This window comes from Saccharicrinis aurantiacus (assembly GCF_947489045.1).
Taxonomy (GTDB): domain Bacteria; phylum Bacteroidota; class Bacteroidia; order Bacteroidales; family Marinilabiliaceae; genus Saccharicrinis; species Saccharicrinis aurantiacus.
Genome location: NZ_CANLCN010000016.1, coordinates 20517 through 43732, shown reverse-complemented (window position 1 = coordinate 43732; position 23216 = coordinate 20517). Strand labels below are relative to the sequence as shown.

Annotated in this window: 12 protein-coding genes; all 12 read left to right on the top strand. The window is 35.1% G+C overall.

All coding sequences use genetic code 11. The features are described from left to right. Nucleotides 1-7 precede the first annotated feature (7 nt). The 12 genes from QMO11_RS16560 (at nucleotide 8) to QMO11_RS16505 (ending at nucleotide 23158) form a co-directional block, all read left to right on the top strand. The gene (locus QMO11_RS16560) at nucleotides 8-1915 is read left to right on the top strand and encodes a dipeptidyl-peptidase 3 family protein (RefSeq protein WP_282038476.1); all 1908 of its coding nucleotides are present in this window, start codon (nucleotides 8-10) and stop codon (nucleotides 1913-1915) included. A 329-nt stretch (nucleotides 1916-2244) separates the two neighbouring features. Continuing rightward, entirely contained in the window at nucleotides 2245-3102 is an 858-nt protein-coding gene (locus tag QMO11_RS16555; RefSeq protein WP_282038475.1) for a T9SS type A sorting domain-containing protein, read from the top strand. A 60-nt stretch (nucleotides 3103-3162) separates the two neighbouring features. Then, entirely contained in the window at nucleotides 3163-5424 is a 2262-nt protein-coding gene (locus QMO11_RS16550; protein ID WP_282038473.1) for a sulfatase/phosphatase domain-containing protein, read from the top strand. 777 nt (nucleotides 5425-6201) lie between these two features. Next, on the top strand, nucleotides 6202-7581 hold the full coding sequence (locus tag QMO11_RS16545) for a hypothetical protein (RefSeq protein WP_282038471.1): 1380 nt from the start codon (nucleotides 6202-6204) through the stop codon (nucleotides 7579-7581). Nucleotides 7582-7607: 26 nt separating this feature from the next. Continuing rightward, a complete protein-coding gene (locus QMO11_RS16540) occupies nucleotides 7608-10724 on the top strand; it encodes a SusC/RagA family TonB-linked outer membrane protein (RefSeq protein ID WP_282038469.1) in 3117 nt (1038 codons plus the stop codon). Between the two features lie 20 nt (nucleotides 10725-10744). Next, nucleotides 10745-12436, top strand: coding sequence for a RagB/SusD family nutrient uptake outer membrane protein (locus QMO11_RS16535; RefSeq protein WP_282038467.1), 1692 nt, complete (start codon nucleotides 10745-10747; stop codon nucleotides 12434-12436). Nucleotides 12437-12456: 20 nt separating this feature from the next. After that, nucleotides 12457-13857 carry a hypothetical protein gene (locus tag QMO11_RS16530; RefSeq protein ID WP_282038465.1) on the top strand — a complete coding sequence of 467 codons (1401 nt, stop codon included), beginning with the start codon at nucleotides 12457-12459 and terminating at the stop codon, nucleotides 13855-13857. Nucleotides 13858-13957: 100 nt separating this feature from the next. Then, nucleotides 13958-15481: a sulfatase family protein gene (locus QMO11_RS16525; protein WP_282038463.1), complete on the top strand. Its 1524-nt coding sequence runs from the start codon at nucleotides 13958-13960 to the stop codon at nucleotides 15479-15481. A gap of 133 nt (nucleotides 15482-15614) precedes the next feature. Then, a complete protein-coding gene (locus QMO11_RS16520) occupies nucleotides 15615-17201 on the top strand; it encodes a T9SS type A sorting domain-containing protein (RefSeq protein WP_282038462.1) in 1587 nt (528 codons plus the stop codon). A gap of 232 nt (nucleotides 17202-17433) precedes the next feature. Next, nucleotides 17434-19683, top strand: a complete 2250-nt coding sequence (gene bglX / locus QMO11_RS16515; RefSeq protein ID WP_282038461.1) for a beta-glucosidase BglX — start codon at nucleotides 17434-17436, stop codon at nucleotides 19681-19683. A gap of 10 nt (nucleotides 19684-19693) precedes the next feature. Then, nucleotides 19694-21265 carry a sulfatase family protein gene (locus QMO11_RS16510; RefSeq protein WP_282038460.1) on the top strand — a complete coding sequence of 524 codons (1572 nt, stop codon included), beginning with the start codon at nucleotides 19694-19696 and terminating at the stop codon, nucleotides 21263-21265. Nucleotides 21266-21388: 123 nt separating this feature from the next. Next, nucleotides 21389-23158: a sulfatase-like hydrolase/transferase gene (locus QMO11_RS16505; protein WP_282038459.1), complete on the top strand. Its 1770-nt coding sequence runs from the start codon at nucleotides 21389-21391 to the stop codon at nucleotides 23156-23158. Nucleotides 23159-23216: the final 58 nt, after the last annotated feature.

Below are 23216 nucleotides of genomic sequence, written 5' to 3'. Positions count from 1 at the left end.
AAAAGATATGGAAGTTTTTGCAGAAAAATTTGATGATATAAAAATATTACGATTTGAGGTTCCTGGTTTTGAGAATCTACCTCTAAAAAAGAAATTATACATATATTATTTAAGTCAGGCAACCTTAGCTGGGCGCGATATATTATGGGATCAGCATTGCGAACCCAATTTATGGTTGCGCGAAATTTTAGAAGCCATTTATACAAAGGTTAATGATAAAACCAACGATGATTGGGATGCTTTTGTGGTGTATTTAAAAAAGGTATGGTTTTCAAGTGGAATTCATCACCATTATAGCACAGATAAGTATACGCCTCATTTTTCACGTGAGTCGTTCGTTAGTTGGTGCAATACTTTGGGTTTAGCTACAGAACATCAAAGAGAATTATTAAAAGTTATTTTCGATGAGAACTATTTATCAAAACGCGTAAATAGCTCGCCTAGTGTTGATATGATTCAGCAATCAGCAAATAACTTTTATAAAGGAGTAAGTCAGTCTGAAGTGGAAGAGTTTTACGCAAATCAAAAGGCAAACAGCAGTAATAAAAATTTGTCATTAGGGCTTAATTCAAGATTGATAAAAGAAGACGATACAATTTCTGAGGAAGTTTACTCAGCTCAAGGTAAATACGCAAATGCGATTTCTCATATAATTGATAACCTTGAAAAAGCTAAACAATATGTTGAAAACACAAAGCAAGAAGAGTTAATTTCAGAATTGATAGCGCATTATCAAACAGGAGATCTTGAGAAATTTGATGCCTATAGTATAAAGTGGATTCAGGCACTCGATGGCGATGTTGATTTTATCAACGGATTTATCGAAACATATGGCGATCCGATGGGCGCAAAAGCTACCTGGGAAGGTTTGGTTGAGTTAATTGATGATGAAGAAACAAAAAAGGCTACAGTTATTGCCGAAAAAGCAGAATGGTTTGAAGCAAATGCTCCCATCGACGATAGCTTTAAGAAAGGAACCATAAACGGTATATCTTTAAAAGCAATTGGAGCTGTAATGCTTGGTGGCGATTGTTACCCGGCAAGCCCTTTGGGTATTAATTTGCCAAATGCTGAGTGGATTAGAGAACAATATGGCTCAAAATCAGTAACCTTAACTAATATTGCCAATGCCCACCACAAAGCTTCCCTAAGTTCAGGTTTTCTCGAAGAGTTTACCTTAACAGAAGAGGAAGTTGCCCTAGAAAAGAAATATGGTAGCTTAGCAGATAATTTACATACCCACTTGCATGAATGTGTTGGCCATGGTTCTGGTAAAATGAAAGAGGGGGTAACATCTGAAGCTCTAAAAGCTTATGCTTCTCCAATAGAGGAGGCTAGAGCTGATTTGTACGGACTGTATTTTATGTACCATCCATATTTAATAGAATTGGGTTTAATACCTAATTTAGATGTTGCAAAAGCACACTTTACAAGTTATATCCGTAATGGTTTGTTAACACAAATAACCCGAATTAAGCTAGGTTCTGATGTTGAACAAGCGCATATGCGTAATAGGCAATTAATTGCCAAATGGTGCTTTGAAAAGGGGTTGGGGGAAGTTATTGAAGAGGTTAAGAAGGAAGGTAAAACGTATTACTTCATTACTGATTATGATGGACTTCATGATTTATTTGGTGAACTTCTACACGAAATTCAACGCATCAAGTCAGAAGGAGATTATGAATCTGCTAAATATCTAATAGAAACTTATGGGGTTAAAATAGACCAGAACCTTCATGCTGAAGTATTAGAGCGTTTTAAGCAATTAGAAGTTCCTCCTTTTACAGGATTTCTAAATCCTAATATGAACCTAAAATATGATGGAGATAAAATATGCGATGTTTTATTAGATTATAACACCAATTATGCAGAGCAGATGCTAGAATATTCTGAAAATTATGGATTCTTAGAATAAGTAATTATTATAAACAGGTTAAGGGTACAAGCAATTGCTTTGTACCCTTTTTTGTTATTTATGGGTTTAAAACCATCGCATAATGAATAAAAAATAAAGTTGATTTCTTCATTTGCGCTTTAGTTTGCTATAAAAAGTTGATTCGCAATTTGTAATAACTTTTTAATGTGCAAATATCAATTAGTCAGTTTTTTATGTGATAAATCTAAAAGGATGTATAGGTAATGTATTTGTATAAAAACACTTGAGGAAAGTCGTGGATAGGTCAAATAATTCACATAGTAAAAGTTGAAACATAAATTTGATATCAAACTTAAAAATTCAATGTTATGAAAAAACTTTTACTATTAACGCTATCTGCATTTATTATGAATTATGCATTAGCTCAAACAGAAACAATTTATTGCGATTTTGAAGGGGACCCTGCTTTAACAGGTATTCAGATTTTTAAAGGGAGTGGTAATCAAACAGTAGAGCAAGTAGTTAATCCTACTTCAGATGCTGTTAATAGCTCTTCAAATGTATTAAAAGCTTTTGCGCCGGCAATATCTGGTGACCCTGCTGGAAACAAATTGGATGCTTTTGTATTTACTACGGGGCAAGTAGTTGATATGTCTAACTATACAAGTTTGAAAGTTAAAATTTTAGTTGAAGGAGGAGCTAATTCACTTCTTAAGCCTAGGGCGCAATTTGGAACATGGACTGTTGATGCTGAAACTAGTGAGCTAAGTATCTTAAATGGGACCTTTATTGGTGTTGTGAAAAACGAATTAAATGTAACAGGTGTAGAGCAAGATACTGAAGGTTGGAATGAATACACATTTGATATAACTGCCAAAACCACTGTTGGTGATGCATTTCAGATTCAGATAGATTGGCAAGCTACTCGTAATGATGACCTTGTTTTATATTTTGATGATTTCATTTTTGTTGGCGATACTCCAACAGGTGTAAATGGGCCTGAAGAGATGGAGTATAAGGTTTATGTTTCGGGCAATTCAGTAAATGTAAATAGTGAGCTTCAGGTTAATAAAATAGAGGTTCTTAGTATTACAGGTAGAACAGTAAAAGCATCTGTTGGATCTGATTTGAAATCGATTAATGTATCTGACCTAGCAGATGGAATTTATATAATTCGTACAACATCAGGTAAGCAAGTTAATACAACAAAGATTATGCTTAAATAAGCAAATTGTAAATTACAGCGTGTGATAGTTCTCTATCATGCGCTTTCTTAAATAAATGTTATGCGGAATTTTTTACGGTTAATGGTTGTGTTATTAATTATTCACACTAATGTTATTGCACAAACACCCAATATTGTATTCATCATGGCTGATGATCATGCCAATAGAACAATTAGCGCCTATGGTAGTGGAATTAACCATACTCCAAATATTGATAGAATTGCAAATGAAGGGGCCATCTTCTTAAATAGCTATTGTGCCAATTCAATTTGTCAGCCAAGTAGAGCAGCTATTTTAACAGGAAAGCATAGTCATAAAAATGGAGTGTTTGGTAATGGTTCAACTTATGATAATACGCAAAACCAACTACCAAGAATTTTGCAAGGTAATGGGTATACAACGGCAGTAATAGGCAAATGGCATTTAAAGGGAGAAGATCCGGGTGATGCATTTGATTATTGGAAAATATTAACTGAAGGTGGAGGACAAGGATACTATTATAATCCATCTTTTAAACTTCAATCAGGGGTAATTGAACAAGTTGAAGGTTATTCAACAGATTTAATAACAGATATGTCCTTAGAGTGGCTTGGTGAAAATAAAGAGGATCCTTTTTGTCTAATGGTTCATTATAAAGCACCTCACGTAACGAGAATGCCAATGGAGCGTAATTTAGAATTATTTGAGGGTGAGGAAATAGAAGAACCAAGTACTTTGTATGATGATTTTGCAACACGCGAAAAGTATGCTTCATCTGCCATTAATAGGTTGCGTTCAGATATTGAAACAACAGCCTATAACTATTTTCCAAAGTATGGAACATACAACGTAAGTGATTATAAGCTTTTGGAGCGAATGACAGAAGAACAAAGGCTTGCGTATCATAACTATTACGATAAAGTAAATGAGGAGTATGCAAATTTGGTAAGTAGTGGTGAGGTAGTACCCGGAGAAAGAAGCGGAAAAGCATACGCTTATCAACGTTTTATAAAGGATTATTTAAAGGTGGTTGCTGGTGTTGATCAAAATGTTAAACGTGTTTTAGATTATCTTGATAGCAATAATTTATCAGATAATACAATTGTTGTATACTGTGGCGATCAAAGTTATTTCACTGGGCAGCATGGATATTACGAAAAGCGTTTTATTTATGAGGATGGTATGAAAATGCCTTTACTCATGCGATATCCTAACCATATCACCTCAGGAACAAGAATAGAGCAATTGGTTCAGAATATTGATTATGCTCCAACCTTACTTGACTATCTAGGTATAAATATTCCTTCAGATATGCAAGGAAGTTCGTTCAAGCCGGTTCTTGAAGGTAATACACCTTCTGATTGGAGAAGTTCTGTATATTATCATTACTACGATCATGGTAAACATGGTATTCCGCGTCATGAGGGGGTAAGAACACATCGATATAAATTGATTAATTTTTATACGGATAATGCTTGGGAGTTGTACGATTTAGAGAATGATCCTGACGAGATTAATAATATATATGCTGTTCATAAAGATGGTGAATTAGTTAAGGATTTAAAGCTCGATCTTCATAATTTAAAAAATCAATATGAGGTTCCTGGTTCAGAGGAGCGCGCTGAAGATTTTGAAGGAGGGAGCTACAAAAATGAATTGGCTAAACTTGATTGGAATTTAATTAATAGCGGTTCTGATCAATACAGGGTAGTTAATAATCCAAAATCAACTTCAGTTAATGCTAGCGCCAAAGTTGGGAAGCTAATTCAAGCCACTGACAATTCAAAAACTCAGCTTCAGGTTCATTTAGGTGATCAATTCTGGGATCTTACAACAACTAGGTTTATCCAAATGCAGATACGCGCAAATGCAGCTATTAATGCAGAGCTTGTATTGTCAATTGATGGAGAACAAGCACATACAGTTAATATTTCTGTTGATGGTAACCTTGATTGGCATAACTTAAAATATGATTTCACAGATATTCCTTATGATAAGCTCCAAAATTATTACAATCAGCTTGATTTAATAATAAGTTCTGATCAGGCAGCCATTATTTGGTTTGATAATGTGGAGTTTAAAGATAATGTAGCAACAGCGATAAACGAAATACAAGAGAGTGAGTCCGTTTTGTTTCCAAATCCTACAGAGGATATAGTATCCTTTAAAAGCAATAAACCCATCCAGAAAGTAGAGGTTTTTAATATGAAGGGTAATAGAATTATTATGGAAAGAGGCACCGATATTAAAAGGCTGTCTTTACAATCATTACAGAAGGGTAGTTATATTGTTAGGCTTTGCACCGCAGAGACAAGTAATACAAGTAAAATTCTAAAACTATAGTATAATTACTTTATAATGTACTATTGATAAGGGGTATACCATGTTGGTGTATCCCTTTTTGTATGTCGTTTTTTTAGCAATGTTAAGAATTAAGCCTCATTAACAATGATGAGTCTATGGCTTAATTAGAATCTCCTAATTGTCTTAATTAAAGTTTGCTATAGTTTGTTTAGAATCGTTATTGCTCTCGCAGTGTATATGTCCGATAGTCAAATCTATTGCAAATCCTTTATTCAATATTGCAAATCATAGTTGTATTAGTTTTTAAAGATATATTTCATTTAAGCTTCATGGATAGCTCACAGTTTAAAATGTGGGGTAATACAACTTCTAATAAAGAATACATATAGTTGATTGTCCTCATTATATTATACTATGTATTACTTAATGCCTAATAAAAGTATGCTATTTCTAATTGAATGATAAGACCTCGATAGGATGGTTTTATATACTTCGTCCAAATTAAGTATTCGTTCTTTTTTAAGTAACTAATCTACCTCTACAATTTCTAAAACTGTTTTGTTGTTAAATTAAATTATCTCTTTTTAAATATTGTATCTACTTTAAAATTAGGTATTTATTTGTGTTTCATCTATTATTGTATGGGTAATGTATTAAGGGGAAATTAAGGAATTTTAAGAAATGAAATCGCAACTGTGGTCAAATTATGTATCTTTTTGTTCAGAGGTGATACTTTTGCTTAAGTAATGTTAAAACAAAGAATCGTTTGAGGAAGTGCACACTCCAACATTTAACAATTAATCTAAATTAAAAAGTATGTTGAAAAGAATCTTAAGTGGAAAAAGCATATTTACATTTACTCTCGTATCATTGGGTTTGTACATGTTTTCTTGCACCACATTTCTAGATGAACAAAGGTACGATGGTCCACCTCATTCATTAAAATACATGTCAATTAGTGATTATTATATAGGAGATGATTATATAACAGTGAAGCCAACTGTAATGGGCGGTGAATTGGCCACTTATAGAATCACAAATATTGAAGGACCAGCCTCAGAAGAAGTACTCACAGAATCCTTCTCGATTAATGAGCAACAAGGAAATATTAATATTAAGGAATTTAATAATCTTTCTATCGGTACTTATTCTTTAGATGTTGAAGTAAAGAACACACATGGTTCAACTATTTTTGAAAATGCTTTTTCATTTTCTGCTAAACAAGCTGTTCCTACTGAAGTTCGTTATACACCTTCTATCTATTCTTTTTATGGTCATAGTCAAAATGATGTTACAAATAAGGCTAGCGTAAACGGAGGTGGTCCTTATACCTTTAGTATGAACGATCCTTTAAATCATTTTAGCATTAATGAAACTGATGGCGTAATTACAAAAGATGCAATTATTGAAATTGGAGACGATGAAAAAATAATAAAGTCTTTTGATGTTGGAGTTAGTAATGAGTTAGGGTCTTATTTGGCACAAGATGCTGTGGTGATTGAAATAATAGGTGCAAACATAAATCCATTAGTATATAATATGGAGTACAGTACTCCGAATATTTCGAGTTTAGGATTATTAAATGGAATTGCATCAACTTACATTGGCGAAGTTACTGAGGAGCTCGACGGAGAGGAATATACAGTAAACCTTACAGAAGGTGTTAATGGGCCTATCTATAAAGGTAATCGTCATCAAAATATTTGGCATGCTCAAGCTTCAAATATTGTTTTAGATGAATCTGGTGACGGACAAACTAGTTCTGAATTATTTCTAAGTTTTAAAACTTCAAGTTCAAAAACTGAATGCATTTCTATAGTAGTTAGCGATTCAATTAACTTAAGCGAATCAACAAGTGCTTATACTGAGATCAAGGGATATAAAAGGTTTATTGATAATGATGTGAATCAGCGTTTTGAATTACTAATCTGTTCAGAAGATAGTTATAATACTGATGATGTTTTTGCATCAGATTGGCAAACTGTTAATGCTAATTTTGCACCAGGCATGTTACCTTATGCTAATCCAATAAAGGAATCGAGTTTAACTAGCGATGGAACCCAAGAATTTGATATACCAAGTGAATTTTTAGGTACCAAAGTGCGTTTAGCTATAAAAGCGGTTCATTTAAATCCATCACTCGGAAATTTGGGACGTGAAGCCTTTATTTATAAATGGCAGATTAGAGCCAAATAAGTAATTAATCATACAATACTATGAAAATGGAAAACATAAAATATAATCCTATTTTATTCATACTCGTTATTTGCTTGTTTTTACCAGCTTATTCAGCAATTGGTCAAAACTCATTTAAGAAGGTAGACGGTTTAGTTATAGAAGAGGCTACGGGTGAACCAATGCCCGGCGTAACGGTAAGAATAAAAGGAAAAAATGAAGGTACTATTACTAATTATGAAGGAAAATTCAATATTAGAGTAACTGAAAAAGACATATTAATATTCTCTTTTATAGGTATGTCAACACAAGAAGTACCTGTTGGCTTGAAGAATCATTTTAACATTAAACTTGCCGGTGATCTTGAGTCCATAGAAGAGATTGTAGTTACTGGTTATGGTACAACAAAAGCCAAAGATGTAACAGGTTCTATTAAATCGATTAAAATTGAGCAAATAGAAGATAATGCCTCTGCTTCAGTTGATGAGATGTTGCAAGGACGTTTGGCAGGGGTTCGATTAAATAAAGCAGATGGAGCTCCAGGTCAAGCAATGGTATTTGAAATACGCGGTAGTAATTCAATAACAGGTAATTCAGATCCTCTTTATATTGTGGATGGATTCCCAATTGATGATGCAAGTTACATTACTACTATTGCACCCGAAGATATAGAGCGTATTGATATTCTGAAAGATGCATCAGCAACAGCCATTTATGGATCAAGAGGTTCTAATGGTGTGGTAATTATAAGTACAAAAAGTGGTACTGATGATTCAAATACAAAGGTAAACGTAAATGTTCAGCAAGGGGTAAGCACAATTCCTTCAGAACGAAGGTTAGATGTGTTATCTCCCTACGAGTTTGTTAAGCTTCAAGAAGAGTTAGGTAGTACTTCATATGGTGATCCTGAGGATTATAGAAATGTAGAAGGTACTAATTGGCAAGATGAAATCTTTAAGCCAGGATCGTTTACACGTGCAAATGTTTCGCTTCAGGCGGGTAACGATCTAACCCGAATATTCTCTTCATTTGGTTATGTAAACGAAGATGGAACCATGCTAAATACCGGGTTTAAAAGGTTCACAGGCCGATTAAAACTAGATCATAAGATTAGTAAAAAGTTAGAGGTGGGGATTAATGCATCCTATACTAATACGGAATACACGGGTATGAAAATTTCTACTTCTTCAGTAAGTACTATTAAAAGTGCGATAATGTTCCGTCCGGTAACTCCTATAAATGGTGATGATCAAGAGGACGAAGAAGATGATTTTAATGCAGGGTATTTTCCTCCCGATCAAACTCTTGAGAATACTGATAGGTCAGAACCAAGAGATGTTATACAAGTAAATTCATATTTGAACTACAAAATTGTTAAGGGCCTAAAATTCAGAACAACATTCGGTTATACCTATGATAATAAATCAGTAAAATACTTTTATAACGAAGGAACCAACCAGGCAGATAGAGGTATAGCGGGTATTAACGGAAGTGTGAATACTGCCTTACGCAGATCGTGGGTTAATGAAAACACCTTAACCTATAATTTAAAAAAGAACGATCACTCTTTAAATGTATTGGCCGGTCTTACTTTGCAGGATGTAAGTATATATACAACATTTATGCAGAGTAATTTATTTCCGTTTGATGACTTCGGTTGGAACGATTTCAGCTTAGGTATAAGTCCTCAGATATCGCGTAGTGGTTTATCTCAAAACAGATTATTATCTGGTTTAAGTAGAGTTAATTATACTTTTAAGGATAAGTATTTGCTTACAGCCTCATTTAGGGCAGATGGATCGTCAAAATTTCCTACCCACAATAAATTCGGATATTTTCCATCATTTGCTTTTGCATGGCGTGCTATTGAAGAACCATTTATTAAAAATTTAAATGTATTCTCTAACCTAAAACTTAAAACAGGATTTGGTACAACAGGTAATAATCGAATAGGCGATTTTGATGCATTGGTAACCTACGGAAGTGGAAATGGATACTATTTCGGAAATAGCTATACGCCAGCTATCTATCAAAAAAAGATGGCTAATACAAACCTTAAATGGGAAACAACACAGCAGTTAAATGCTGGAGTTGAGATGGGCTTTCTTAAAAATCGTATAATTTTTGAGACAGAGGCATACTATAAGTTAACGGATGATTTATTATTAGATGCTTTGGTACCACCAACTGCTGGATTTACAGGCGTAAAAGAAAACCGAGGATCTATTGTGAATTATGGTCTTGAGCTTTCTCTTCAAACTGTAAACATCCATACTAAAAATGTAAAATGGACTAGTAGTTTTAATATCTCGTTTAACAGAAACGAAGTGCAAAAACTTAGTATTGGTGAGGAAGAGCGATTATACAATCCGAACGTAGGAGGTATCTTTTCTGAAGAAAATATCTATGGTTTATTTGTAGGAGAGCCCGTTGGTGTAATGTATGGCTACAAAAAAGTAGGTATGTATCAGGTTGATGACTTTGTGCAAAACCCGAATACTGGTGAGTATCACCTTAAGGATGGTGTAACAAACCTTGAACATACCGCAGGTACTTTAGGGCCTGGAATGCCAATGTATGAAGATACAAATGGCGATGGTATTGTTGATGAAAACGATCGCCAGATTATTGGTAATCCAAATCCATTGCACCATGGTGGTTTTCAAAATACAGTTGAATATAAAAACTTCGATTTAGGAGTGCTTTTAACTTGGTCATACGGTAATGATATATTCAACGGAAACAGAGCTTCATTTGGTGTCCCTGGTGCTCAACGTAACAGAAATTACTTAGGAGAAGTTGCCAACCGATGGACGCCAGATAATCCTATTGATTATGGTGTTTGGGCGGCTCCTTCAGGCGAAAGAAGTTATATTCCTGTTTACTCGGGTAAAATGATGAGTGATTTTTGGATTGAAGACGGCTCTTACCTACGCATCAAGAATGTAGCTCTAGGATACTCACTTCCACAACAGTGGATGAAGAAATGGAATATCACAAAAATAAGATTATCAGCTACTGTCGATAACTTATTTGTATTCACAAAATACTCAGGATATGACCCTGAAGTATCTGTTAAAAACGAAGCTTTAAACAGAGGAATAGATTACTCAGCTTATCCAAAAGGAAGAACCTTGACCTTTGGATTAAACGTCATTTTTTAATAAACAATAAATTATTAAACATGAAAAGTACTATATATAAAATAGGGGTTGTATTGGGGGTAATAACTATCCTTTTGTCATCCTGTGAGTTTCTTGAACTTGAACCAACGAGCGAATTCGAGCGTGGTGATTATTATCAAGATAAAAAGCAAACCGAAATGGCTGTAGCAGCTGTTTATACTAAAATGGCAGAGTCGTATAAAGAGCATCTTTCTATCTGGATGTCTTCGGGTACCGATGAGTTATTACACAATAAATTGGCTAGTACCGCTAGGGGTAGTGATTTGTGTAAATACACATATAATGCATTTTCTATTGATATTAGAAAGGTTTGGACTCAAAGTTACAGTCTAATTTCTACAGCTAATGATGTTATCTATAATTTGGAGGGTAGAGATTCAATTCCTGAACTAAGTTTAAACGATCGTCAGGCAATGATTGGTGAGGTACTTACCTTAAGGGCATTTACTTATCTAAACTTGGTTAGGATGTTTGAATATGTGCCGCTAAGAACATTACCGTTTGTTGATATTGCAGATGAGAATGGCGATTTGCATTTAGAGAGCCAAGATCCGGAAGTGATATATAATCAAATAATTAAAGATCTTGAGGCAGCGATTGGAATGTTGCCAGAAGAACCTTTAGCTTATGGTAGAATATCAAAATATGCTGCTCATGGAATTTTAGCTCGTGCTTATTTACATTATGGAGGAACACGAGTTGCTGGTGGCGATTTAGGTACAGAAGAGTGTTACGAACAAGCGCTATGGAATTGTAATGAGATTATTTCTAGCGCCAAACATTCTTTATTGTCAGATTACGAAGATGTATTCTTAAACGAAATTCAGCAAGCACAAGATAGCAGAGAGATTATTTGGGAAGTCAATTTTGTATATACAAACGAGCGTGATTTAGGAGGATATATTGGAAATTATAATGGCCCAAAAGTAGAAGGTACAAGTAATACTGATCCAGAAGCAAATCCTCATAACTTTATTACAGCTAGTTTAAACCAATTATATGGTAAAAGTTTTGAAGAAACGCCTGAACTAAATACCGATAAGCGTCATAGCTGGAACGTAATTCCGTATAATATCAATTATGATGATGGAGTTTATTCATTCCCAAGCAATATTTCCAATAAATTGAGATGGTATGCTGGTAAATGGAGAAGGGTGCAACGCTTAAGCTCAGAGGATGAGAATGGCGTGGTAAGCTATGGAGCTTTGCCTTTAGAGACGGGTGCTATTAGTAGGTGGAGGACATCTGTTAACTTTCCGATAGTACGATATGCTGATATATTATTAATGAAAGCAGAAATCATTAATCACTTATATGGTCCTACTATTGATGCACTTGATGCAATAAACCAGGTACGTAATCGTGCAGAGGCAAGTGATGTTCAGGATTTATTGGTAAGTGAAGGAAAAGCCTTAACTCAAGAAAACTTATTTCAAACACTTATAGATGAGCGTAGCAGAGAATTATGCTTTGAAGGGCACAGACGCTTTGATTTAGTGCGATGGGGTATTTTGCTTGAAACCATGCAAAATCAAAATGAACTGATTAGAAATCATCCTGATTATGATTCTTCTAAAGATGAGTTTTTAACCTATCCAGGTAATGCGGCAGCAGAAAGACACGATGTTTTTCCGGTACCAAATGATGAAATCACACTCAATAAAAACATCAAACAACATCCTTTATGGTAGTTGGCAAAAAAACAACGGATATGATACGATTTATATTATTTAACTGTTTAATAATTGCGCTGGTCGCATGCTCAACTGATAAAGATACTTTTGAGCTAGATACTAAGCCTTCTGTTATAGATTATCAAAATTATAAGAAAACAATTTCTTATGGAACAGAATGGAATTCGGGTTTACCTATTGTACGCGATTCAATAGATCAAACTTTTCAGATAGTTGAGGTCAAGCAGGGAGAGTTGGTATTAGAAACTTCAGAGTTTTCTATTGATGCTGCCGGTGTTGTATCCTTAAGCCATCAGAATACTCAAGAACTTGGCGAGTATACATTAGCCGTGCAATTAGAGAATTCTAATGGATCAATAACAAATACAGACGCTATTAATATCAGCATTTTGGAATCTGTCACCCCTCAAATTGTTATAACATCTAACGAGTTTAATATGTTAGTTAATCCTGCTGGGGAACCTGTAAATGGCGATGGAGAATTGTTAGAAGGTATTTTAGATGGAATTAGACTTACATTTATTGATATGACCATAGGTGAGGTCTTAATGAAACCCTCATCAGAGTTTCTTATGGATAGAGAATCTAATCATGTTGAAGATGGAAGCAGTGAAATTGGCGTGGTTGAAATGGTTGGGCCATTTGAACCGGGCGTATATAATCTTGAGTTTGTAGGAACTGTTAGTGGAGTATCAGAAATATTAACGGTTAATGTAACAAAACTAAATTTACCATATGACAAAGATATATTCAGTTTCGATTTAAGTGAGGAAGATCAGGGGGCACGAAATAATGTGACTGAGGATAATATTGGGGGATTAAATACACATTTAGTATATGGTGCTCTAAAATCAGGAAAAGCATTTTGGAATGTTCAGCCAGATAAAAATCATCCTGCTGATGAATACGATACCACTCCAATATTGCGATGGTTGCCATTTAATGCGGCTTCAGGCTTTGATAATTCAACTGCCAATAAATCTCAATCTGTTACAATTACAGATGAGTTAATTGACGTTTCCGATCTTCAAGAACTTAGAGTTAATGCAGCATTTGTATCAAATAAAATTGCCGACTTAACTAACGATCTATTGCGATGTGATATTCTTGTTGCTACAGAAGAACAATATCAGGCTATGCTTTCAATGGCTACGCAAGCCGAAAAGAAAGCAGCAGTAGAAACATGGTATAAAATGGGCACTTCAGTTGGAGCTGTTCCTGTTGCAGGGGTAGCTGATGGAACTGGTTATGGTTATTTTGAATTGCAGCTAGCCACTCTAAAGGCCGATTTACCAGTGAGTGCTTCTAATCAGTTGAGAGTACTATATAGTATGGTTGCCGATAAAGATGGAGCAAACCCAGGCTATATCGCTCTTCAAAGCTTTGAAATTGACGGAAGATTTCTAGATAGTGAGTAAGAAATTTAGTTAGAGCTTATTTTCAAAAAAGCATCTCTATTAAGGATAATGGAGGTGCTTACAAAAGAGTTTTACATTAATTAATACAAATTGAATAAGTATGAAGTATTTCATAATTGCGATATATATGGCGTTATCAATGAGTTTGTTGGCGCAGAATAAAAAGTTGAATGTATTATTATTTACTGCCGATGATTTAGGATATGAAGCTTGTGGTTCATTCGGAAGAAATATACCAGATTTAACACCTCAGTTAGATGAATTTGCAAAGCAAGGGGTGCAATTTAATCATGGACATACAAATACGCCAATATGCATGCCAAGTAGGAGTATTATGGCAACTGGCTTGTATGGCGTATCAAGCGGAATGATGGGCTTTATGCACATGAAAAAGGAAGTGCCTACAAGCATGCAAACATTTCAAGATAATGGGTACTTAACCGGTATTTTAGGTAAGGTAAGTCACTCAACTCCTGATATGAAATTCGTATGGGATTATATGCATGATTATCGAGATCTAGGTGCAGGCAGGAGTCCATCTAAGTATGCAAGTTATAGTACCGAGTTTTTTAATCAATGTAAAAAAGAGAATAAGCCTTTCTATTTTATGGTTAATTCTCACGATCCACACAGACCCTTCTATGATCCAAATAAAAAGATGAAAAATGGTGAAGAGAAACCCTCAAAAGTATTTTCTCCAGATGAAGTTGAAGTACCGGGGTATTTGCCAAACATTCCTCAAGTTAGATATGAGTTAGCTTGTTATTACAATTCGGTTCGTCGTTTAAATGATACTTTCTCTGCAGTTATTAAGGCTTTAAAAGAGGCTGGTTTATACGATAATACAATGATTGTATTTTTATCAGATAACGGTTCAGCTTTTCCATTTGCCAAAGCAAATACATATGTTGCAAGTACCAAAACTGCATTTTATGTACATCATCCTCAAATGAAAAAGGGTCATGTTGATGATACCCATATGGTTGCTGAGATTGATTTATTTCCAACCTTTCTTGATGCTACTGGCTTGAGTGTAGAAAGTCAATTAGATGGTAAATCTTTTTTACCCTTGGTAAAAGGGAAAAAGCAAAAAGGCTGGGATTATCATTTTGCTGAAATTGATTATAAAATTGGTGGTAAAGCTACACCAATGCGATCGGTAGATGATAAACGATTCAGGTATATTTTTAATCCGTGGCATATGACTGGCTACAGATATTCAAATTCTAACGAAGGTGAAATTTTAAAAACAATTGAAAAAGATCCTGAATACAAAGAGTTTCTTGAATGGGCTAAATTGTACAGATATAGAGTGCCTGAAGAATTATATGATGTAGTTAACGATCCGGATGCTACCAATAACCTCATTGATAACCCTGAATACAAAAAGGAGTTAGAGCGTTTGCAAGGTGTACTCAGAGATTGGATGGTTGAAAAAGAAGACGTAGCTCTAAGCTTGTTTGATAATAAAAATGATGAAGCAAAGGTTGTTGATTTTATTGAGAATGAATTTCCTACCAAAAGAGAATTGATGCCTCAAGAGCAATTGGATGAGATTAAGAAAAAGAATGAAGCCAAGAAGAAGGCCAAAGCTCAGAAGAAAAAATCATCAAAGAAAAATTAGACTGCTTTTATCCATAAAATATACGAAGATGAAACGACTAAGTAAATTCAATCAATAAAGTTACCCACAGGGCAATGTTGAATTTATTCGAGAGTTCCATCGAATACCTTTGGAAATTTAAAAATATAATGAGATGAAAAATATATTTATAATACTTTTTGCACTGTTATTCTCAGGAGTTACCTGGTCGCAAAAAACAGACGATGAGCTCCTAGAGCACTTATTCCATAATACTTACGGTTTTTACCAAGCATTAAGAACAGATAAGGGGGCATATTTAGATATGGTTAAACTTGATGGAGAAAGTGATAGAGGTTCCGTAGCTAATATCGGTATGGGTTTAACATCACTATGTGTTGGTCATGCCATGGGATGGGAGCCTAATGCAGAAGCTATGGTTTTACAAACTTTAAAAGCCGTATCGGGCGAAGTAAGTGGGTTTAATTTAGCTCGCAACGCAAAGGGGTGTTTCATTCACTTTTATGATATCAATACAGGTGCTGCTCGTGGTAGTAATTGGAGCCCTATTGACACAGATTTAATGTTAGGTGGTGCTCTGTTTTGTCGTAATTACTTTAGCGATAATAAGGAAATTGTAAACTTAGCAACGCAATTATACAATTCAACAGACCATTCATTATTCATTGCCGATGTTGAGAAGGGACAGATTACCTTAGGCATGAATGAAGATGGAACTTCTAATGGAAATTATACTTCACCTTTTAATGAATATATGATTGTAGCATGGTTTGCTATGAATCAAGCAAACGATAAAAATTCTCCAGCACATCAGCTTTGGGAAAAGCATTATGCAGATACAGATAATTTAAAGAGGGCTAATTACGAAAGTAGCAATGGTGAAATAGCGGTTTTATCACCTTCTTTGAGTCGCTTTACTTCAATGTTTACCTTTATGTTTAACCATAATTTTGTGAATCATTTTTCATCAAATAAAATATATATTGATGAAATGAGGAATGCCATGAAGGCCGATTCTGCATGGTGGTCTGATAGAAGTGATGCTGGTGATGTTGATTTAAAAGCAATGGGATGGAAGCCTTATGAGTGGGGAACCGGAGCAGGTGTTGGTGCGCCAAATTCAAAGTATCAAGTAGATCGTATCTGTTTAAAGGAAAACATGGGTACTTCAAAAGATCAGAATCAAAATTTAAATGTGTCGCCACATATTTTAGCAGGTTTCTCACCGGCAGCTCCCGAGCGTGTTAGAGCTGATCTATTGGCTATACTAAAAGACGAACGTAAAATTGGCCAAGTTGAAATTGAAGAAGGTAAGCCTATTCTGTGGAAATATAGTTACTCCGATCTTTCATGGAAACCAAATAAAGTAGAAGGAGTAGATTACTCGTGTATGTTTTTTGGTTTAGCTGCTTTACCACAGTTTTTGGGGACTGATTTTTTTAATAAGTACAACGATTTTTTTACAAATCCTCCAACAGCGGCGAAACAGATTGATGCAAATGATGAAATAAGCATTTATCCAAATCCATGTGACGAAGAATTAGTTATTAAAAATCAAAACCCTTCAATAGTTTTTGATACCATTAAAGTATACAATACTGCAGGTGTTATTCAAAAGACTTTACATGTTAATGGAAAGGAAAGCATTACAATTTCAACTGCAGAGTTACAATCGGGTAATTATCTGGTTTGTTTATCTAATGATGAAGCTAGAGTAACAAAGAAACTAGTTAAGTTATAGAAGTCTGTTTCTGAGGTTACGAAATTATAGTTAATTAAATGCTGTAGATCAATTTACTAGAATAATCAATAATTGAAATCAGATCATGTAGAGGAATACGTAGGCAATTCAAGTACTAAACAATGAATTAAATATAAACAGTGTTTGTATATGATTGCCAGCGTAGTCTATTTGATCGATTACTAACGTACATATACCAATCGTTACTAACCAATATTAAAAGAGATAAGGTATGAATAAAATATCAATACAAATAGTATTGGCCATTGCTCTAATTTGTGGAACAGAACTATCCGCTTTGGCAAAAAATAAGAATCATAAGTCCATTGATGAAAGAGTTGATAGCCTATTAAGTTTAATGACTATAGATGAAAAAATAGGGCAAACGGTTTTATTTACTAGCCGCTGGGATGTTACTGGTCCTATTTTGAGAGATGGAGAAGAAGAAGCAATAAGAACGGGTAAGTGCGGTAATGTTTTTAATGCGCACACTGCAGCCTATACACGTAAATTGCAAGAGTTGGCAGTAAATGAAACGCGTTTGGGGATACCGCTACTTTTCGGATACGATGTAATTCATGGGCATCAAACCTTAAGTCCAATTTCATTGGGAGAATCTGCAAGTTGGGATTTAGATTTAATTGAAAAGAGTGCACAAATGGCGGCTCGTGAGGCCTCTGCTTGTGGTATACACTGGACATTCGCCCCTATGTGTGATATAGGACGAGACCCAAGGTGGGGCCGTGTATCGGAAGGTGCTGGTGAGGATACTTATTTAGGATCACAAATAGGTGCTGCGCGTGTTAAAGGTTTTCAAGGCGATAATATTGCCAATCAAAATACTGTAGCAGCTTGTGTTAAGCATATGGCTGCATATGGAGCTGCTCAAGCTGGGCGCGATTACCATAGTGTTGATATGTCGGAGCGAGTTTTACGTGAGACCTACTTACCTCCGTATAAAGCAGCAGTTGATGCAGGAGCAAAAACAGTAATGACTTCATTTAACGATTTAGATGGCGTACCAGCAACAGCAAACTCTTTTCTGTTAAAAGATATTTTACGAAATGAGTGGGGTTTTAATGGTATGGTTGTTACTGATTATACAGCTATTAACGAACTAATTCCTCATGGTGTTGCAGAAGATGAATACCATGCAGGTATTTTGGCGATGAAGGCAGGTGTTGATATGGATATGGAAGGTGGTATATATATGGACCATTTAAAGAAAGCGGTAGAAAATAAAGATGTTGATTTAAGCGAGTTGGATAATGCTGTACGTAATATCCTGCGTTTAAAATTTGAGTTAGGCATTATGGACGATCCTTATAAATACTGCAATGAGGAATTAGAAAGTAAGGAAGTATTAAGTACCGAAAATAGAAACACTGCTTACGAAATGGCAGTGGCATCTTGTGTATTACTCAAGAATGAAAATAAAGTATTGCCCCTAAGTAAAGAGGAAAAGATTGCTGTTATTGGGCCCTTAGCAAATTCTAAAAGAGATTTATTAGGCTCGTGGAAAGCAGCCGGAAAACCACAATCAGTTGAGCAAACTATTTTGGATGCTATAATCGCAAATTCAAGCAAGGGTAATGTGAAATTTGCATTAGGATGTGGAGTGAGTAAACCAAGTAAGGAAGGTTTTGCCAAAGCTATTGATATTGCTTCAAAATCAGACAAAATCGTGATGGTTATGGGCGAAAAATGGAATATGTCAGGAGAGGCAGCGTGTCGTACAAATCTTGATTTCCCAGGAGTTCAGAAAGAGCTTATTCTAGAAATCAGCAAATTGAACAAGCCTGTGGTTCTTGTTTTTATGACAGGCCGATCAATGACAATTGAAAATGAGAGTAATCTGGTTGATGCACTAATGAATGTTTGGTATCCTGGCACTGAAGGAGGAAGGGCTGTTGCCGATTTATTATTTGGGCATAAAATCCCATCTGGTAAATTAACCATGACGATGCCTCGTAACGTGGGACAAATTCCAATTTTTTATAATTATAAGAATACAGGTAGACCATTTAACCCAAATAAACCAAAGGATACTTATAAATCAAGGTATTTAGATGTTGCCAATACACCACTTTACGAATTTGGTTACGGATTGAGCTACTCAACTCTTAGCTATTCAGAAATATCACTTAGTAAAAACATTTTTGAGAAGGGCAAAAACATTATAGCTTCTGTAAAACTCACTAATACTGGTGATTTTGATGCAGATGAAGTTGTGCAATTATATATTCATGATCAGGTAGCCTCAGTAACTCGTCCAGTAAAAGAGTTAAAGGCTTTTGATAAGATTCACCTGAAAAAAGGAGAAACCAAAACACTAACATTTACAATTGACGAAGAGATGCTTAAGTTCTTCCGTAAAGATATGTCCTACGGAGCAGAAGAAGGAAACTTTACTCTATTCATAGGAGGAAGTTCTGCAACACAAAATAGTATTGAATTTGAGTTAACTGGGGTAAGCAAATAAAACGATTATAATGAGAAAGATAATAAGATATACAGTAGGGGCAGCACTATTCACATTTTTGCACTTAGGATTAGGTTCATGTGCTGCTAAAACAAAAATTAAGGCCAAGCAGCAAAAACGACCTAACGTTATTTTAATCACTTCTGATGACCATGCCATACAAGCTATTAGTGCCTATGGACACGGTATTTCAAAAGTGGCTCCAACGCCAAATATCGACCGAATTGCACAAAATGGGGCCATTTTTTCAAAGGCCTATTGTACCAATTCTTTATGCGGCCCCAGCAGAGCCACAATATTAACGGGTAAGTTCAGCCATTTAAATGGATTTACGCGCAATAGAGATAAGTTTGATCAGAATCAACCTACATTTCCTAAATACTTGCAGATGGCAGGTTACCAAACGGCCCTTGTGGGTAAATGGCACTTAAAAGGTAAACCAACCCAAGGGTTTGATTATTGGACCATCCTAAACGATCAGGGCGAATACTATAATCCAGATTTTATTACAGGTAACGATACTGTTATGAATATGGGTTATGCCACAGATATAATTACTGATAAATCTTTAGATTGGCTTAAGGAGCAACGTAATTCAGATAAACCATTTATGCTAATGGTTCAAAATAAGGCGCCACACCGTAATTGGTGGCCTGCAGAGCGTCATTATAATCAGTTCGATTCTGTTACATTTCCTGTGCCTGATACGTATTTCGACGATTACAAAGGACGTTTTGCTGCAGGGAAACAAAAAATGAATGTTTATCGCGATATGTATGAAGGTCATGATTTAAAAATGACTGTTGCAGCAGGTATCGATAGTTTTAGATACGACCCATGGCCTCATTTATTTAACAGAGCTACATCGGAACAAAAGGAGCGATTTTGGGATGCATACAGACCAATAAATGAAGCTTTTCATAAAATGGACTTAAACGACAAGGAATTAGCGTTATGGAAATATCAACGCTATTTGCAGGATTATATGGCTACAATTTCTGCCGTTGATGAAAATGTAGGTCGCATTTTAGATTATCTAGAGGAAACAGGACTCGATGAAAATACTATTGTTATTTATACATCTGATCAAGGTTTTTATTTAGGTGAGCATGGCTTTTTCGATAAACGTTTTATGTATGAGGAGTCTTTTAGAACACCACTTCTTATTCAATATCCAAAATCAGTTGAGAAAGGTATTAAGATTGATAATATGGTGCAGAACTTAGATTTTGCTGAAACAATTCTTGACTATTGTGGAGTAAAAATACCGAATGATATGCAGGGAGTATCTTTAAAACCGCTACTTCAGCAAGAGCCTATAGAAAACTGGAGAGATGCCCTTTACTATCATTTTTATGAGTTCCCTGGTTTTCATGCAGCTCGCCGTCATTATGGTGTTAGAACAGAGCGTTATAAGCTTATCCATTTTTATCATAACATGGATCGGTGGGAGCTATTTGATTTACAAACGGATCCTAGCGAAATGAAGAACTTATATGGTAAACCAGGTTACGAGGAGATCACGAAAAACCTTAAGGTGAAGTTGAGCGAATTACAAAGGGAGTATAAAGAAGTAATTTAATGAGTCTTAAATGAAACGAGCATGCAAATTTAATTATCCCAATTGACATTCAGTAAGATGAAATACGAAGTATTCATAAATACCCTTGAATGTATTAATATGATGAATAATAAATTTAAATAGATGAAATATTTACTTAGTATAAGTATTGCTTTATTGTTTTGTGCTGCCACGGTAGCACAAAACAAACCTAATGTTATTGTTATCGTGGCTGATGATTTGGGTAATGCTGATGTTGGCTATCATAATCAGGATAGCAAAATACCAACTCCAAACATTGATTTGTTAGCAAGTAAAGGGGTGAAGTTTTCGGCAGGATATGTAACAGCACCTGTATGTGGGCCTTCACGGGCTGGTATATTAACAGGGTGTAATCAGCAGCGATTTGGGTTTGACGATAATCCAGGCCCCTTTAGGTCAGAACCAGGAGTATTAGCAGGTATTCCTTTAGATATACCAATTATTCCAGAGTATTTAAAACCTGAAGGTTATGCTACAGCTTGTATTGGAAAATGGCATGTAGGTCATGAGTCTGACGATTATTTCCCTACCCGAAGAGGTTTCGATTATTTTTATGGCTTTTTAGGTGGCGCAGCCAGCTATTATCCGAATAATAATGAGGGACGAACGCTTTTCAAAAATGAAAAACCTGTACTTGTGGAGAACGAGTATATAACAGATGCATTTGGGAGGGAGGCTGTAGAGTATATCAATAGTAAAAAGGATGAACCCTTTTTTATGTACTTGGCTTTTAATGCTGTTCATGGTCCATTACAAGAGCCACCAGCTGTATACCAAGAGCCGTTTAAAAATATGCCACAAAGTAAAAGGCGCACACTCTGTGCCATGCAATACGCTATGGATGCCAATGTCGGTCGTGTTGTTGAAGCTTTGGAAAAGAATAATATTAGCGAAAATACGCTTATCTTTTTTGTGAGCGATAATGGAGGAAAGATAAAGGGTAATTATTCGTATAATATGCCCTATAAAGGCGAAAAAGGAACACTCTACGAGGGTGGTATTCGTTTACCATTCTTTGTGGTGATGCCTAATGATTTGCCTAATAATAAGACATTTAGTAAGCCGATAAGTACAATAGATATATTACCTACGGTGTTGTCTGTGGCTAGTATAGAGACCAATTCTCATATAGATGGAAAAGATTTAACACCTTTCTTGAAAAGCAAAAAAGAGAAGGATGTACATGAGTATATTTATTGGAGAATAAATCAACGTTGGTCCATTAGAAATGCCAATTATAAGTTGGTTTGTAACGATGATAAGAAAAGGCCCGAACTTTACCATATATCTAAAGATATTTCTGAAACAAAGGATTTGTATAACGAACTACCAGAAATTGCTGCAATGTTGCAAAAGGAATACGACAGATGGAGCAATGAAGTTGGCGAACCAATGTGGGGATGGAATCCTAGAGTAGGTAAAAATGTTAAACACCCAGAGGAAACCTTTGAGAATATACATGTTGAGCAGGTATTTAAAGTGGGAAAGAATACACTAATCGATATTGTAAATAACCCTAAAAAACAGAATATTAACCAAAGCAACACGGTTTTAGAGATTAATAACACTAATGCTAATAGTTTAGGAATGAGTATGAAAGTGCCTCAGTTCCTACTAAAAAGAAGATTCCTCAAGTTTAAAGTTTTGGTCGATTCTGAATATAGTTTAACAGCAACTCTAAAAAACAACAAAACAAAAGAAGATCAGATTATTAATATCGAAAGGTCTAAGGAAAATAAATGGCAGGAGATTTCTATAGATTATAGTAAGTATAAAAAAGCAGTAAATTCCATTATACTAAATTTTAATTCAGACCAATCGAAAGTTACTGAGCATAAAATATTTATTGATGATATTCGATTCTCTGACTAATAAAAAGAATAATTTCAACAATAGCTTATTGTTAAAATGTTATTTTTAAGGTCATAAT

Coding starts and splice junctions, on each gene's coding strand:
- bglX (WP_282038461.1), top strand. CDS start 17,434: ATGAATAAAATATCAATACAAATAGTATTGGCCATTGCTCTAATTTGT.
- QMO11_RS16535 (WP_282038467.1), top strand. CDS start 10,745: ATGAAAAGTACTATATATAAAATAGGGGTTGTATTGGGGGTAATAACT.
- QMO11_RS16545 (WP_282038471.1), top strand. CDS start 6,202: ATGTTGAAAAGAATCTTAAGTGGAAAAAGCATATTTACATTTACTCTC.
- QMO11_RS16505 (WP_282038459.1), top strand. CDS start 21,389: ATGAAATATTTACTTAGTATAAGTATTGCTTTATTGTTTTGTGCTGCC.
- QMO11_RS16510 (WP_282038460.1), top strand. CDS start 19,694: ATGAGAAAGATAATAAGATATACAGTAGGGGCAGCACTATTCACATTT.
- QMO11_RS16525 (WP_282038463.1), top strand. CDS start 13,958: ATGAAGTATTTCATAATTGCGATATATATGGCGTTATCAATGAGTTTG.
- QMO11_RS16550 (WP_282038473.1), top strand. CDS start 3,163: ATGCGGAATTTTTTACGGTTAATGGTTGTGTTATTAATTATTCACACT.
- QMO11_RS16520 (WP_282038462.1), top strand. CDS start 15,615: ATGAAAAATATATTTATAATACTTTTTGCACTGTTATTCTCAGGAGTT.
- QMO11_RS16560 (WP_282038476.1), top strand. CDS start 8: ATGGAAGTTTTTGCAGAAAAATTTGATGATATAAAAATATTACGATTT.
- QMO11_RS16540 (WP_282038469.1), top strand. CDS start 7,608: ATGGAAAACATAAAATATAATCCTATTTTATTCATACTCGTTATTTGC.
- QMO11_RS16530 (WP_282038465.1), top strand. CDS start 12,457: ATGATACGATTTATATTATTTAACTGTTTAATAATTGCGCTGGTCGCA.
- QMO11_RS16555 (WP_282038475.1), top strand. CDS start 2,245: ATGAAAAAACTTTTACTATTAACGCTATCTGCATTTATTATGAATTAT.